General features: G+C 71.7%; 9 protein-coding genes. 8 read left to right on the plus strand and 1 reads right to left on the minus strand.

The features are described from left to right. The first annotated feature begins 152 nt into the window (after positions 1-152). Complete coding sequence (locus WK25_RS06710; RefSeq protein ID WP_069241943.1) at positions 153-758, plus strand: CDP-alcohol phosphatidyltransferase family protein; 606 nt, start codon at positions 153-155, stop codon at positions 756-758. A gap of 288 nt (positions 759-1,046) precedes the next feature. Here WK25_RS06710 and WK25_RS06715 read toward each other — a convergent pair whose 3' ends face one another. Then, positions 1,047-2,066 (minus strand): sensor domain-containing diguanylate cyclase, encoded by a 1,020-nt coding sequence (locus WK25_RS06715; protein WP_226208939.1) that lies wholly within the window; start codon positions 2,064-2,066, stop codon positions 1,047-1,049. A gap of 503 nt (positions 2,067-2,569) precedes the next feature. Between WK25_RS06715 and bcsB the strand changes: the two genes are divergently transcribed. The 7 genes from bcsB to bcsA are packed head-to-tail and all read left to right on the plus strand — an operon-like array spanning position 2,570 to position 15,629. Next, on the plus strand, positions 2,570-4,936 hold the full coding sequence (gene bcsB / locus WK25_RS06720) for a cellulose biosynthesis cyclic di-GMP-binding regulatory protein BcsB (RefSeq protein WP_069241273.1): 2,367 nt from the start codon (positions 2,570-2,572) through the stop codon (positions 4,934-4,936). Positions 4,937-4,939: 3 nt separating this feature from the next. Continuing rightward, on the plus strand, positions 4,940-6,169 hold the full coding sequence (gene bcsZ, locus WK25_RS06725; RefSeq protein WP_069241274.1) for a cellulose synthase complex periplasmic endoglucanase BcsZ: 1,230 nt from the start codon (positions 4,940-4,942) through the stop codon (positions 6,167-6,169). Continuing rightward, complete coding sequence (locus tag WK25_RS06730; RefSeq protein WP_069241275.1) at positions 6,154-10,092, plus strand: cellulose synthase subunit BcsC-related outer membrane protein; 3,939 nt, start codon at positions 6,154-6,156, stop codon at positions 10,090-10,092. The genes bcsZ and WK25_RS06730 overlap by 16 nt, the downstream gene beginning before the upstream one ends. A gap of 8 nt (positions 10,093-10,100) precedes the next feature. After that, on the plus strand, positions 10,101-12,107 hold the full coding sequence (bcsE, locus tag WK25_RS06735) for a cellulose biosynthesis protein BcsE (protein ID WP_069241276.1): 2,007 nt from the start codon (positions 10,101-10,103) through the stop codon (positions 12,105-12,107). Further along, on the plus strand, positions 12,104-12,313 hold the full coding sequence (locus tag WK25_RS06740; RefSeq protein ID WP_040143948.1) for a hypothetical protein: 210 nt from the start codon (positions 12,104-12,106) through the stop codon (positions 12,311-12,313). The genes bcsE and WK25_RS06740 overlap by 4 nt, the downstream gene beginning before the upstream one ends. Continuing rightward, positions 12,310-13,095, plus strand: coding sequence for a cellulose biosynthesis protein BcsQ (bcsQ, locus tag WK25_RS06745; RefSeq protein WP_069241277.1), 786 nt, complete (start codon positions 12,310-12,312; stop codon positions 13,093-13,095). Before WK25_RS06740 ends, bcsQ begins: the two co-directional genes overlap by 4 nt. Continuing rightward, complete coding sequence (bcsA, locus tag WK25_RS06750) at positions 13,092-15,629, plus strand: UDP-forming cellulose synthase catalytic subunit (RefSeq protein WP_069241944.1); 2,538 nt, start codon at positions 13,092-13,094, stop codon at positions 15,627-15,629. The genes bcsQ and bcsA overlap by 4 nt, the downstream gene beginning before the upstream one ends. Positions 15,630-15,635 lie beyond the last annotated feature (6 nt).

Consider the following 15,635-nt stretch of genomic DNA (forward strand, 5'->3'; position numbering starts at 1 on the left):
AACGCCAGATTGCGCGGCGCGCGGCGCAGCTTGACGCATCCGGGCCCGTCGGCGACGATTACGGCCACCCGCCGGCGCCCGCCGCTGGCGGTCGCGCCGCCCGGGGCATGGCGGCGGCAAACGCGTCCGAACGTGCCGAACCAAATAAAACGATGAGCCTCTACGCACTCAAACCGAAATTCCAGAACAAACTGCGTCCGTTCGCGGATTCGCTTGCCGCGCGCGGCGTCACCGCGAACCAGGTCACGTTGTTCGCGGCCGGCGGCTCGATCGTCGTCGGCGCGCTCGCGGGGCTCGGCGTGTTCGCTCGCGTGCTGTTCCTGCTGATCCCGATCTGGCTCTTCGTGCGGATGGCGCTCAACGCGATCGACGGGATGCTCGCGCGCGAACACGGGCAGAAGAGCACGCTCGGCGCATATCTGAACGAGCTCGGCGACGTCGTGTCCGATGTCGCGCTCGTGCTGCCGTTCCTCGCGATTCCCGCATTCGCGCCGGCAGACGTGTGGCTGTTCGCGCTGGCGGCGGTCATCGTCGAATGCGCGGGGCTGATCGGTCCGCTCGCCGGCGCGACGCGCCGTTACGACGGCCCGTTCGGCAAGAGCGACCGTGCGCTCGCGCTCGGCGCGTTCGCGTTGTGGATTGGCTTCGGTTTGCCGGTCGGCGGCGTCGCCGCGTGGCTGTGGCGTCTGCTGATCGTGCTGTCGATCGTGACGGCGGTGCGGCGCGTGCGGGCCGGTGTCGCGGAAGCGGGCGGCTGACGGCGGTCGATCGCCGTGGATGAACCGGCGCCGGACGGCGGCGCCGCAAGATTCGAATAACGAAACGAGAGACATCGGATGAGCACACGCGCGGCGCGCGGCGCCGGCCTCGTCACGCACGACGTCGACACGCGCCTCTATCGCCAGCGGCATTCGCCCAGCCCGCGCGCCGGTCGCGATCGTCCGGTGAATCGCGGTCGGGCGCGCGATCGAGGTGGCGCGGCACGGCCATGCCGATCGGGCGCGTGCGGCGGCGGCCTGAACGGAGTGGGCGCCGCGCGTGCCGCGTTACGCGAGCGTGGGCGCAGCCCGCTGCGTCCGCGTGCGCTTCACCTCGTACATTGCCCGGTCCGCGCGCTCGATCAGCGTGTTCATGTCGGTGCCGTCGTCGGGCAGCATCGCGGCGCCGATGCTGACGCCAAGCCGCAGCGGTTGCCCTTCGAACTCGAACGGTTCGCCGACTTGCCGGGCAAGGCGTACGCGCTGCACGTCGACGTCGTCGCGGCTGCCGACGTTCGGCAGAATTACCGCGAACTCGTCGCCGCCCACCCGCGCAACCGTATCGGAGCGCCGCACGGCGCCGAGCATCCGCATCGCGACCTCGCGCAGCGCGGCGTCGCCCGCGCGGTGGCCGTGGCCGTCGTTGATCGGCTTGAGCCCGTCCATGTCGATGTTGAGGATGCCGAGCCGCCCGTTCGCGCGCAGCGCCGTATGCATCGACTGGCGCAGGCGGTCGTAGAATAGCGCGCGGTTCGGCAAGCCCGTCAGTGCGTCGTGCGTCGCACGCAGGTAAAGCTCGCTGGCCTCGTTGCGCGCCGCGTGGAACATCGCGGCGGCGATCAGGTCGGCCGTGAGCCGCAGCGTGCCGGCGTCGGCGGCCGAAAAGGCGTCGACGTCCGGCGACATCACCTTCAGCACGCCGATCGTCGTATCGGCGTGGGTCAGCGGCATCACCAGCATCGAGCGCAGCCCGACCCGTCGGCAGGCATCGCGATCGACGCGCGGGTCGGTTTCCGAATCGCTGCACTGCAGCAGTTCGCCGCGCGTCACGCACAGGCCCGACAGGCTGCCGGAGCGGCGCAGCCGCAGGCCGAGCATTCCGGCAGCGGAGCCCGATGCGGCGCGGTAGACCATGTCGTCGCCTTCGGCAAACTCGACCGCCGCGCCGCTCGCGCCGGTGAGTTGCGGCACCTGCTCGGTCACGTAGGCCATCACGCTGCCGAGATCGAGGCCAAGTTTCGCGATCTCGGTCTGGACCGCGATGATGCGCAGCAGCGTGTCGGTGGAAGGGGTGGCTGTGTCGACCATTTGATTCAAGTCAGTTTTCCATGGAGAAAGCGCGGCGCCCGGTGCCGGCTTGCGGTACGATACGCGCCGCGCACGCGGCAGCGTTGCTCCGGGCGGCTCGCAACGGGCCGCAGCCGGCATCCGGCCGGTTATCCGGGGCGACGGTTCGGCGCCGGCAGTATGCCGGTCGTCCCGGCCTGCAGCAACGGTGTAATTTTTGCCACTCGATCGCCGCGCGTCGTATTTCCGACCGAACTGAGTTGTTTTTCGCTTCGTCCGTACGAATCAGGATGAGTTTTGTCTCGATTTTGAGATAGTGTGACGAATGTGCGCGCGCCTGTGCCAGGCGAGCGCAGTCTGACCGACCGGTAGCGGAAGAATTCGCCCGATCGTTTCGATAAATGCATTCAGGCCAGACTTTGAGGGGAAGCAGTGGGGATGTGCACTCACGGGCATAGCTGCTTTGCGCGCGCCGGCTGCGGCGCGCTTTATCGCCGAACGACAACGACCACGCGGAGCCGCGCATGAGACCGGCCGCCTCGCTGTTCGTCCTGTCCGTCGCCGCGTTCGGCGCGTTCCATGCGGCCGCGCTATCGGCCGCGCCGGTGCCGGCCGTCGCCGCGGCCTCCGCCGCTTCGGCCACACCGGCTACACCGGCTACACCGGCTACACCGGCTACACCGGCTACACCGGCGCTCGCCAGCGGCGCGTCCGTGCCGCCGTTCGCGGTTGCGCCGGCCGCCGCCAGCGCCCCGGCCGCCGGCCTGCCGGCGACGACGGTGCGCCTGCCGTTCGCGTCGCTCGGCGCGTTCGATCCGGTGCACCTGCGCGGCGCCGACGACGCGCGCACGATCAATGCGGGCGTGCGGCTCGACCGCGTGGTTACCGGCGCGCGGTTGCGCCTGACCTACGCGTATTCGCCGTCGCTCGTGTTCCCGATGTCGCATCTGAAGGTGTCGGTGAACGGCGAGGTGGTCGCGACCGTTCCGTTCGACGCGCCGCGCGCAGGCCGCATGGTCACGCAGGACATACCGATCGATCCGCGCTACTTCTCCGATTACAACCAGATCGGCCTGCGCCTGATCGCGCATTACACGCTCGATCATTGCGAGGATCCGTCGAACTCGGCGCTGTGGGCCGACGTGAGCCCGACGAGCGAACTGATCCTCGACGAAGCGCCGGTGCGCTTGCCGAACGATCTCGCGCTGCTGCCCGCGCCGTTCTTCGACCGGCGCGATAACGGACTGCTGCGGCTGCCGTTCGTGCTGCCTGCGTCGCCCGACTCGGCGACGCTGCGCAGCGCAGGCGTACTCGCGTCGTGGTTCGGCGCGCAGGCCGACTACCGGCAGGCGCGCTTCCCGGTCGCCGCGACGTTCCCGGCGGACGATCAGGCCGTCGTCGTCGGCACGGCCGCGACGCTGCCGGCCGGGCTCGCGCTGCCGTCGGTCAACGGCCCGCTGCTCGCCGTAACCGACAATCCGGCCGCGCCGGGCCGCAAGCTGCTGATCGTGACGGGCCGCACGGCTGCCGAAGTCGACGACGCGGTCGCGACGCTCGTGCTAGGCCGTGCAGCGCTGTCGGGCCCGGCGGCGACGGTTGCGCACGTCGATCTCGGCGCGCCGCGCAAGCCGTACGACGCGCCGCGCTGGCTGCCGGTCAACCGGCCGATCGCGTTCCGTGAGCTCGTGGCGGACCCGCGCGAACTCGAAGTGCGCGGCACGTCGCCCGATGCGATCCGCCTGAACCTGCGCGTGCCGGCCGATCTGCATTCGTGGAACGGCTCGGGCGTGCCGATCACGCTGCGCTACCGCTACACAGCGCCGACCGTGCAGGACAACTCGACGCTCGCCGTCGAGATCAACGACCAGCTGGTGAAGTCGTATCGGCTCGGGCCGGCCCATGCGGAAGACGCGCGCGGCCGCATGCAGCTGCCGCTGCTCGCGGTGCCGGAAGGCCGCGTGACGAGCGACGTCGACATCCCGGCGTTCCGCGTCGGCAGCGGCAACCAGCTGCAGTTCCGCTTCACGCTCGACTCTCAGAAGACAGGGCTCTGCTCGAGCACCGCGACCGAGCCGCAGCGCGCGGCGATCGACCCGGATTCGACGATCGACTTCTCGCACTTCGTCCACTACGCGCAATTGCCGAACCTCGCGTTCTTCGCGAACAGCGGCTTTCCGTTCACGCGTTTCGCGGACCTGTCGCAGACCGCCGTGGTGGTGCCCGACCGGCCGTCGCCGGAGGAGCTCGAAGCCTACCTGACGATGCTCGGCCACATGGGGCAGTGGACCGGCTTCCCGGCGCTGCGCGTGCAGGTCGCGCGGCCCGGCGACGTCGCCGCGCTCGAGGGGCGCAAGGACTTGCTCGTGATCGACGGCTCGCCCGCGTCGCCGCTGCTGTCGCGCTGGCGCACGGCACTGCCGCTGTCGATCGACCAGCAGGGCGGCGCCGGCGCGACGCGCGTCGCGTTCTCGGTGAAGGAACGCTGGCGCAACGGCGTCGGGATGGCCGACGGCGGCGCGCATATCGAACAGACGGGCCAGCTCGCGGCGCTCGCCGGTTTCGAGTTGCCGGGCAGTCATGGCCGCAGCGTCGTCGCGCTGACGGCGACCGACCAGGCGCGCCTCGCCGATCTGCTCGACGTGTTCGAGAAGCCGGGCCTCGTATCGCAATTGCAGGGCGACCTCGCGCTAGTGCGGCCAGGGCAGGTCGACAGCCTGCGCGTCGGCGAGCCGTACGTGGTGGGCTTCGTGCCGTGGTATGCGCGCGTGTGGACGCATGCCGCGCGGCACCCGGTCGTGCTCGGTGTGGTCGGGGTCGTCGCGGGGCTGCTGCTCGCGCTCGGCGTGTTCAGCGTGCTGCAGCGAATCGCCGCGCGCCGACGGGGGATGTAACGGATGGGTTGGGCATTCGCAAGGCGATGGGCCACGCGTCCGGCGCGGGGCGTCGGCGCAACCTGCTTGCTGGCCGTTGCGGCCGCCGGTGCTGTAGCGGCAACGGCCGGGCCGGCGCAGGGGGCGCAAGGCGGCGCGGCCGTTGCGGCGGACGCGCAATGCAGCACGGCATGGCCGCGCTGGGACGCGTTCAAGCGCGATTTCGTGTCGGCCGACGGCCGGGTGATCGACGTCGGCTCGGCCGATGCGCGCACGGTATCGGAGGGGCAGGCGTATGGACTGTTCTTCGCGCTGGTCGCGAACGACAGGCGCACGTTCGACACGATCCTCGCATGGACCGAGAACAACCTCGCGCAGGGCGACCTGAGCGCGCACCTGCCGGCGTGGCTGTGGGGCCGCGCGCCCGACGGCGCATGGCGTGTGCTCGACGCGAACGCGGCGTCGGATGCGGACCTGTGGATCGCGTATACGCTTGTCGAAGCCGGCAGGCTGTGGCGCGAGCGCAGCTACACCGCGCGCGGCGCGTTGCTCGCGAAGCGCGTGCTCGACACCGAGACGGCCAGCGTGCCGGGCCTTGGCCTCACGCTGCTGCCGGGGCCGACCGGCTTCAAGCTCGGCAGCGATCGATGGCGCGTGAATCCGAGCTATTCGCCGCCGCAGGTGATCCGCGGGCTCGCCGCACGGCTGCCCGACGATCGCCGCTGGGCCGCGCTCGCGGCCAGCACCGGCCGCGTGCTGCTCGACACCGCGCCGAAGGGATTTGCGCCGGACTGGGCGCTGTATCGCGCGGGCGCCGGATTCGGCCCCGATCCGCAGACCCGCGCGGAAAGCGCATACAACGCGATTCGCGTCTACCTGTGGGCCGGCATGCTCGATCGCGCCGATCCGCTTGCCGCGCCGCTGCTCGCGCGCTTTGCGCCGTTCGCCGACTACATCGCCGCACACGGTGCGCCGCCGGAGAAGGTCGATACGACGACCGGCGTGGCCGGCCCGAACGACGGCAACGGCGGATTCTCCGCGGCGGCCGTGCCGTTTCTCGACGCACGCGGCCAGCGTGCGCTGGCCGATGCGCAGGCGGCGCGCGTCGACACACTTGCGCGCCAGTCGGCCCCCGGCTATTACACGAGCGTGCTGACGTTGTTCGGCCTCGGCTGGCGCGACGGCCGCTACCGGTTCGGTGCGGACGGATCGCTCGACCCGCACTGGGAGGGGCGTTCATGCGCGGCTCGTTGAAACGCACCGCGCCGCGCGTCGCGGGATTCGCGTGGCTCGCGTCGTCCCTGAGCGCGGCGGCGCCGGCCGCGGCCGCCGTCACCGTCGCGGCTGCACCGGAAACGGTCGCGCCGAAGGCCGCGCCGGCTTCGGTGCCGAGCGCGGCCGATCTGTCCGACGCGCGGCGCCAGCTCGCGACCGCGCGCATGTGGGGCGACAAGCATCGCGACGACCTCGCGCGCGATGCGCTGCGCAAGGGGCTGCTGATCGCGCCGGACGACCCGGCTCTGCTCGCGGAACAGATGCGCGTGCTGCTGCGGCTCGGCGACGCGCGCGGCGCGCAGGCCGCGCTCGCGCGCTTGCAGGCGCGTGCGCCCGCGGCTCCGGATACGCGCCGCGCGGCCGACGAATACCGCGTCGCGACGAGCGGGCGCGGCGAGATGGCGCAAATCCGCCTGCTCGCCCGCAGCGGCCGCGCCGACGAAGCGGCACGGCGCATCGTTGCGCTGTTTCCGAATGGCGCGCCGTCCGGTGCGCTCGGCGCCGAGTACTACCAGATCGTGTCCAATGCGCCGGGCGGCCGCGAGCCGGCGATCGCCGCGCTGCGCCGCACGGTCGCGGCGGATCCGCAGGACACCAGCGCGGCGCTCGCGCTCGCGCGATTGCTGAACCAGCGCGCCGACACGCGCGCGGAAGCGAACCGGATCGCGTGGTCGCTCGCGAAGCGCCCCGACGCCGACCACACCGAAGCAATGGCGGTGTGGCGACGCGTATTGCAGTCCGCCGGCGCCGATCCCGCGTATCGCGATGCGCTGCATGCGTATCTCGAACTCGTGCCGGACGACACGGAATTCCGCGATCGCGTTGCCGCGCTCGACCAGCAGCGCGATGCGCAGCAGCGGCTCGAACGGGATCCCGACTACATCGCGCAACAGCGGGGCCTGCAAGCGCTCGCGCGTGGCGACCTGGCCGGCGCCGATCCGCTGCTCGCACGCGCCGCGCGTGCGCGCGCGGGTGACGCCGACGCGCTCGGCGGGCTGGGCCTGCTGCGTTTGCGCGAAGGCCGCCATGACGAAGCACGCGCACTGTTCGCGCGGGCCGCGGCTTTGTCGACGGACCAGCGCGGCAAGTGGCAGAGCCTGGCACGCACCGCGCAGTTCTGGGGGCTGCTCGCGCAGGGCCGCGCGGCCGCGTCGGCGGGCCGCGCACAGGATGCGGAGCGTGCGGCGCGTGCCGCGCTCGCGATGCAGCCGGACAGCCAGGACGCAAAACTGCAGCTCGCGGATGCGTTGCTCGCGCAGCACGACTGGGCCCGCGCGGAACCGTTGCTGCGCGAACTGTTGGCCGCACGTACGCCGACTCTGTCGGCCGTGCGCGACACTGCGCTGCTGTACGAAAATACCGGCCGCGCGGATCGCATCGGCCCGCTGCTGGATGCGCTGCAAGGCCGCGTGACCGGCGCCGACGATCGCCGCGCGCTCGACGGGCTGCGCGCCGACCTGCTCGCGAGCCAGGCGCGCACGCTTGCGGACAAGGGCGAGCGCGGCGCGGCCGCGCAACGTTACGAAGCGGCGGTGCGTGCAGCGCCCGATGCGGCCTGGACGCGTTTCGCGCTTGCCCGGCTGTATCGCGACATGGGCTTGCCGCAACTCGGCCGCACGGTGATGGACGACGGGCTCGCGGCGAGCGATACGCCCGAGATGCGCTACGCGACCGCGCTGTACCGCAATTCGCTCGACGACGTCGCGGGCGCGCAGGCCGCGCTCTCGGGCGTCGACGATGCGCACCGCTCGGACGGCATGCGCGCGCTCGCCCGCAAGCTCGACGCCGAACACGCGCTTGCCGATGCGCGCGGCGCGCTCGGCCGCGGCGATCGTGCGGCGTTCGCCGCATCGCTCGCGCATGCGCAGGCGAGCGCACCGGACGATCCGGACATGCTGGCCGCAGTCGGTGCGCAGTGGATCGATGCGGGCGAGCCCGATCGCGGGCTCGCGCCGTTGCGCGATTGGATCGCCGCGCATCCGCGCGACGCCGATGTCGACGTGCGGCTGCGCTATGGCGACCTGCTCGGCGGCGCCGGGCGCGACGACACGCTCGCCGCATGGCTCGATGCGTTGCGCCGCGAGCCGTCGCTGACGCCGGCCCAGAGCGCGCGCATCGAGGATCAGTCGCTGCGGCTCGTGCTGCGGCAGACGGACGACGCGATCGCACAGCAGGACTATGCGCGTGCGCGCACGCTGCTCGAGCGCGCGAGCCCGGCCGGCCGCGCGGACAAACGCTATGCGCTCGAACTGGCGGACCTCGAGCGTGCGCAGGGCCACTACGACGCGGCGCGCGACGCGCTCGCGCCGGTCCTCGCGCGCACGCCGGACGATGCCGATACGCAGCTCGCGCTCGCGCGCATCGACGAGGACAGCGGCCATCGCGCGGCCGCGCTCGCTCGCGTGCAGGCGGTGCTCGCGCGCACGCCGGACGACGACGTCGATACGCGCCTGTCGGTGGTGCGGCGGCTGAATGCACTGCGCCGCGCGGACGAAGCCGCGCAAGTGATCGAGCCGTTGCAGGCCGCGTATCCGGCGCGCGCCGACGTGACGGTCGCGGCCGGCCGCGTGGCCGAGGCGCAGGGCCGCTATGACGATGCGGCGTCGCTGTACCGGCTGTCGCTGTCGCAAGAGCGCATGACCGGCGTGAGCGCCGGCCGTGACGGCCGTACGCCCGCGCAGGCCGCGTTCGCGGATCTCGAGCAACGGCGCGACCCCGAGATCGAGATCGGCTGGCTGCCCGCGTACAAGTCGGGCGACGAAGGGATATCCGCTTATCGTGCGCAGCAGGTGCCGATCTACATGCAGGTGCCGGTGCGTTACGACGGGCACGCGTTCCTGCAGCTCGACACCGTGCATCTGGACGCGGGCGCGCTCGATACGAGCGACCCGAACGCGTATTCGCTGAAAACCTTCGGCACCTACGCGGCGCTCAATGCGCCGATCGGGTTGCCGGCGCCGTTCGCGCCGAATCCGGCTGCTGCCGCGCTGATCGCGCATCCGCAGGGCGACCTGCACCAGCCGATGACGGGCGTCGCGCTCGGCGCGGGCTATCGGACCGACGCTTGGCGCGTCGATCTCGGCACGTCGCCGCTTGGCTTTCCGGTGCATTACCTCGTCGGCGGCGTGCGCTACCGCTTCGACGCGGGCCCGGCGAGCTTCACCGTGAATGCATCGCGCCGGCCCGAAACGAGCAGCGTGCTGTCGTATGCGGGGATGCGCGACCCGTGGACGGGCGCGGTATGGGGCGGCGTGCGGCGCGACGGCGTGAACCTGCGCGCGGCGGTCGACGTCGGCCGCGTGAACCTGTTCGCGGAACTCGGCGCGGGCGTGCTGTCCGGCCGCAACGTCGAGCGCAATGCGGAAGTGACGCTGCGCTCGGGCTTCACGGTGCCGGTGTACGAACGCGCGACGATGAGGGTGAGCACCGGCCTCGTCGGCAATGCGTGGCACTACGCGCAGAACCTGCGCTACTACACGTACGGGCAGGGCGGGTACTACAGTCCGCAGCGCTACCTGTCGCTCGGCGTCCCGATCGAATGGGCGGGGCGGCGCGACGCGCTGTCGTGGGATTTGACCGTCACCGGCGGGATCTCGAACAGCTATGAAAAAGATTCGTTGTTCTACCCGACGCTGTCGGACCAGCGCGCCGCGCAGCAGGCGGCCGGATTCGTCTACACGGGCAGTTCGACGCGCGGCGTGTCGTTCTCGTACGGCGTGAACGGCATCGTCGAGTATCGCGTGAATCCGCACCTGAGCGTCGGCGCGCAACTGCACGTCGACCGCTCGCACGATTACGCGCCGAGTTCGGCGCTCGTCTATCTGCGCTACGCGTTCGACGCACGCGCGGAGCGCAGCTGGCTCGTCACGCCGACGCCGGTGCGGCTTTATTCGGACTATTAGGGGAACGCGTGAATACGGAACTCGATGCTACCCGTCCCGCGCTCGGCGCCGCCGGCCTGCTGGGCCGCCTGCGCGCGCTGCTGCGCACCGGGCCGGCCGGCAGCCGCGCCGGCCCGTTGAGCCGGCTCGCGATCGACGGGCTGCCGGATGCGTGGACACAGCTCGACGCGGGCGGCCTGTACGCCGTGTATGCGGCTGCGGGCACGCCGGCGTGCGATGCGCTGGTGTGGGAGAGCGCGCGTCAGTCGCGCACGCGCGACGTGACGGTCGTGCTCGCGCGGGAGCCCGCGCAGGTCGTCTCGCAGTTGCACACGCGCGGTTTCGCGGGCGGCGCGCAGCCGGCCGGCTGGCCGCGCAATCTGAACGTGCTCGCGATGCCGGCCGCGCGTGCCGCGGCCGGCGACGATGCCGCGACGCAGCCGGATGCGCCGCGCGTCGTGGCGCCCGGACCGTTCGCACGGCTCACCGGCGGCCTGCGCGCAATGAAGCGCTACGGCTTTCGCGCGCGTTCCGTGTATTTCATCGAAGGCGCGCAGCGCTGGTTCAGCTGGGACGATCCAGCCGTACTCGCGGAAGAAGGGGCGGCGCTCGCGGACTGGTGCCGCACGCACCGGATCGCGCTGGTGCTGCTCGTCGACCCGGACATCGCGCGTACGGACGCCGGCCCGCGCACCGACGATCCGCCGCTCGTGCGCGACGCGAGCCGCGCGGCGCGCAGCGGCTTTCACGGCGTATGCACGGGTGTTGCGCAGTTGCAGCGCACGCACGGCGAGCTGCTGTGGGTTGTCGATTTCTGGCGCGCGGGCGACACGCTCGCGGCCGGCGAGGTGCGGCCGCTGCGCTTTGCGCCGAGCGGCCGCCTCGCGGCAATCGCCGACGGCGATGCAGCGGAGCCCGCCCGCCGGATGAAGCTTGCGACCGACGAGGATCGCGTCGTCGCGAGTCGCGCGGTGTTCGACGACGGCGCGCGCGCGCCTGCCGGCTGGGAAATCGTCGACGACAACGCGGCCGTCGTCGCGGCCTGCTCGCATGCGCAGGCCGCGACCGCCGTGCTGGCGTTTCGCTCGCATGCGCAGCTCGAGGGCGTGTGCGCGGCGGTCCACGCGTTGCGCCGGCAGTGCGGGGGCGCGCTGAAGATCGCGGTAGTCGAGCGCGACGTGGTGCTGCGCCAGCAGTTCGAGATGCTGGTGCTGAGCGTCGGCGCGAATCGCGTCGTCGCGCGCGACCTGCCGCTGTCGCGCATGCATGCCGCCGTAAGCGCACTGCGCGGGCAGTTGTATGCGCGCCCCGTCGCGCCCGATTATCGTGCGGCGCTCGCGGCTGCGCTCGGCGATTCGGTGCTCGGCTACCTGCCGGTCGGCGCGTTCTGCCTGCGGATTCGCGCGGTGCTCGATCGCGGTGCCGTGCTCGCGCTGCCGCACACGCTCGTGAAGATCGCGCTGCTGCCGGGCGTGTCGCACGTCGACGCGCTGCGGCACTGCCGGCCGCGCCGCGCCGGCGACGTCGTGACCGCCGATGCGGCGCACCTGTACGTGTTCCTGTTCGCGTGCGAGCCGGCCGACGCCGACGATGCGCTTGCGCGGATCTTCGACGTGCCGGTCGATACGCTGTCCGACCGCGTCGTGTGTCTCGGCCAGGGCAGCATCGATACGGAACTCGACGCGCTGAAGGCGGAGAACCGGCGCGCGCCGATCGCCGACTACAGCGACCTGTTCGCGGCGGCGCGTCCGGCGGGCGCGGGGGCTGTTGCGGGTGCGGAAGGCGCGGCAGGCGCCGGCGGTGCGGCGGAGGTGCACGGTGCATCCGCAGCGGAAGCCGCGGCGCTGGCCGAACCACCGGCTGCCGACTACACGGCGGCCGGCAGTCCTGCCGCGCATCCGGCATCGCAGCCCGCGCACGCCGACGATGCAGCGCCGGGCGCCGAGATGCCCGCGCACGCCGCCGTGTTTCCTGCCGTGCGTGCGCGCGGCGCCATTCGCAGCGCGATGCCGTTGCGCAAGCAGGAGGGCGCATGATCGCCGAACTCGTCATCGGATTCATCGTGGGGATCGCCATCGCGGTGCCGGTGTGGATCGTCGCGCAGCACCTGGGCCTCGGCCGCGGATTCCATGCGCCGCGCGGGCTGCACCGGCGCGACGCGGTGCCGTGCGAACTCGTGCCGGTCGCGCTGCGCGGGCGCCTGCTGCCCGAAGCCGACCGCACCGGCGAGGCGGCGCGATGAAGACGATCGCCATCACGTCGACGACGGGCGGCGCGGGCCGCACGACGCTTGCCGGCGCGCTCGCGGTGCTGCTCGCGCGTCGCGGCCGGTCCGTGGTCGCGCTCGAACTCGACGCACAGAACCTGATGGGCGCGACGCTGGGCCTCGACACGCTGGCCGAGCACGGGCTCGCGCAGAGCCTGCTCGGCCACCCGACGGACGCTGCGCCATGGCATGCGCATACGTGGCGCAACGCCGACGGCGTGCTGTTCGTACCGTACGGGCAGGTCGACGCAGCGGGCGCCGCCGCGTGCGATGCGCGGCTCGCGGCCGATCCGGCGTGGCTGTCGCGCGCGCTCGACGAGATCGCACTGCCGGCCGACGGCGTCGTGCTCATTGATACCGCCCGCTATCCGTCGCCGCAGGCCGAACAGGCGATTCGCCGCGCGGATCTGACGCTCGTCGTCGTGCCGCCGGAGCCGGCCGCATGCGCGACGGTGGCCGTGCGCCTGGACGCGCTGCGCGCGGGCGGCGGCGACCTGCAGATCGTCGTGAACCGGCTGAACCCCGCACGCGACATGCAGCGCGATGCGGTCGCGATGCTGCGCACGGTGGCGGGGCCGGCGTCGATGCTCGAGCAGCGCATCCACGTCGACGCGGCCGTGCCCGAATCGCTCGCGCGCGGCAGCTGGATTTTCGACGACGCACCGTATTCGCAGGCATCGCACGACCTGAACGGCGTCGCGAACTGGGTCGATGCATGGCTCGAGGCGGCGGCCGGTCGCGCGGGAGCCGCGCGATGAGGGCCGCTTTCGGCTCGCGCTGGCGTGCCGCAGCCCGGCGCGTGAGCGACTGGTGCGCGCGCGGAATCGGGCTGCCGGCCGAGCGGACGTTGCTCGACTGGGTCGTGCGGCTCTTCTTCCATGCGCCGCCGCCCGGCCGCGCCGACCCGGTGCGCCGCTGGGCGCGTGCGGCGTTTCTGCGGCTCGCGCGCGAATGGGGCGTGCTGCAGCCGCTCAGCGTGCGCGAATGGCTGTGGCGCGCGATCGTGCGTGCGCCGCGCGCGGCCGACGGCCGCCCTGCGCGCGATCCGCTCGCGTGGTTCGACACGTTCGTCGTGCCGGTGTACGTTGCGGTGCGGGCGCTCGGCGCACGCGTCGACGCGTTGCTCGCGCGTCTGCCGTGGGCCCGCTGGGGCGGCTGGCTCGACGCGCGCGCGCACGGCGTCGGCCGGCGCCGCTGGCTCGCGCCGGTGCTGCTGGTCGCCGGTGCGCTGATGTGGGCGGCGGCCGGGATGTCGCCGCTGATGCCCGGCGCGCAGTTCGCGTTCTTTGCGATCGTCGCGGTGCTGGCGCTTGCGCTGCGCCGCCTGCCGGGCCACCTGCCAACGCTCGCGCTCGCGTCGCTCGCGCTGCTCGCGACGGTTCGCTACGTGTGGTGGCGCACGACGCAGACGCTCGATTTCCGCAGCCCGATCGAGGCATTCGCCGGCTATCTGCTGTACGGGGCCGAAGCCTATACGTGGATGATCCTGCTGCTCGGCTTCGTCCAGACCGCGTGGCCGCTCGACCGGCCGATCGTGCCGCTGCCCGACGACCCCGACACCTGGCCGAGCGTCGATATCTATATTCCCACCTACAACGAGCCGCTGTCGGTCGTGAAGCCGACCGTGTTCGCGTCGCAGAGCATCGACTGGCCGTCGGCCAAGCTCCGCGTGTACCTGCTCGACGACGGCCGGCGCCCCGAGTTCGAGGCGTTTGCGCGCGAAGCGGGCATCGGCTACCTGACGCGCGACGACAACCGCCACGCGAAGGCCGGCAACATCAACCGTGCGCTGCCGAAAACGCACGGCGAATACATCGCGATCTTCGACTGCGATCACGTGCCGACGCGCTCGTTCCTGCAGACGACGATGGGCGTGTTCCTGCGCGACCCGAAATGCGCGCTGGTGCAGACGCCGCATCATTTCTTCTCGCCCGATCCGTTCGAGCGCAACCTCGGCACGTTCCGCGAGATTCCGAACGAGGGCAACCTGTTCTACGGGCTCGTGCAGTCGGGCAACGACCTGTGGAACGCGACGTTCTTCTGCGGATCGTGTGCCGTGCTCAAGCGCACCGCGCTCGAGGAAGTCGGCGGCGTTGCGGTCGAGACCGTGACCGAGGACGCGCACACCGCGCTCAAGCTGCATCGCCGCGGCTACACGTCGGCGTACCTGCCGACCGTGCAGGCGGCCGGCCTCGCGACCGAGAGCCTCGCGGGCCACGTGAAGCAGCGCACGCGCTGGGCGCGCGGGATGGCGCAGATCTTCCGCATCGACAATCCGTTCCTCGGCCGCGGGCTCGGCTTCATCCAGCGGATCTGCTACGGCAATGCGATGCTGCATTTCTTCTACGGGATTCCACGGCTCGTGTTCCTGACGATTCCGCTCGCGTACCTGTTCTTCCACCTGTACTTCATCAACGCATCGTCGGTCGCGCTCGCCAGCTACGTGATCCCGTATCTCGTGCTCGCGAACGTCGCGAACTCGCGGATGCAGGGCCGCTATCGCCATTCGTTCTGGGCTGAGGTCTACGAATCGGTGCTTGCGTGGTACATCGCGCTGCCGACCACCGTCGCGTTCTTCAGCCCGAAGCACGGCAAGTTCAACGTGACCGACAAGGGCGGCAAGATCGACGAAGGTTACGTGGACTGGTCGACGTCGAAACCTTACCTCGTGCTGTTCGGGCTGAACGTGCTCGCGATCGTGGCGGGGCTGTGGCGGCTCGTGGCCGAGCAGGGCGACGAAGCGTCGACGATCCTGATCACGCTCGGCTGGACCGTCTACAACCTCGCGATGCTCGGCGCGGCGCTGGCCGTTGCGCGCGAGACGAAGCAGGTGCGCGTCACGCACCGGATCGCGATGCGCGTGCCGGCGACGCTGCTGCTTGCCGACGGATCGACGGCCGCGTGCTTCACGAGCGACTACTCGACCGGCGGCCTCGGTCTCGAAGCGGTGCCGGGGCTGTCGCTCTCGGAAGGCGACACGCTGACGGTGTGCGTGACGCGCGGCGACCGCGCGTTCCCGTTCCCGGTGCGCGTGACGCGTGTAACGCCGGCCCACGTCGGCGTGCGATTCGACGAGCTGACGCTCGAGCAGGAGCGCCAGCTTGTGCAATGCACGTTCGGCCGGGCGGACGCATGGCTCGACTGGCACGCGTCCGCGCGCACCGATACGCCGCTGCGCGGGCTGAAGGAGGTGCTGCGCGTGGGCCTCGACGGTTACGTACGAATGTGGAAGGGGGCGGCGCGCGGCGTGCAGTCGATGCTCGCGCCGAAACTCGATCGCGCGCGCGATTGACGCGGC

Source organism: Burkholderia latens, from assembly GCF_001718795.1.
Lineage (GTDB): Bacteria > Pseudomonadota > Gammaproteobacteria > Burkholderiales > Burkholderiaceae > Burkholderia > Burkholderia latens_A.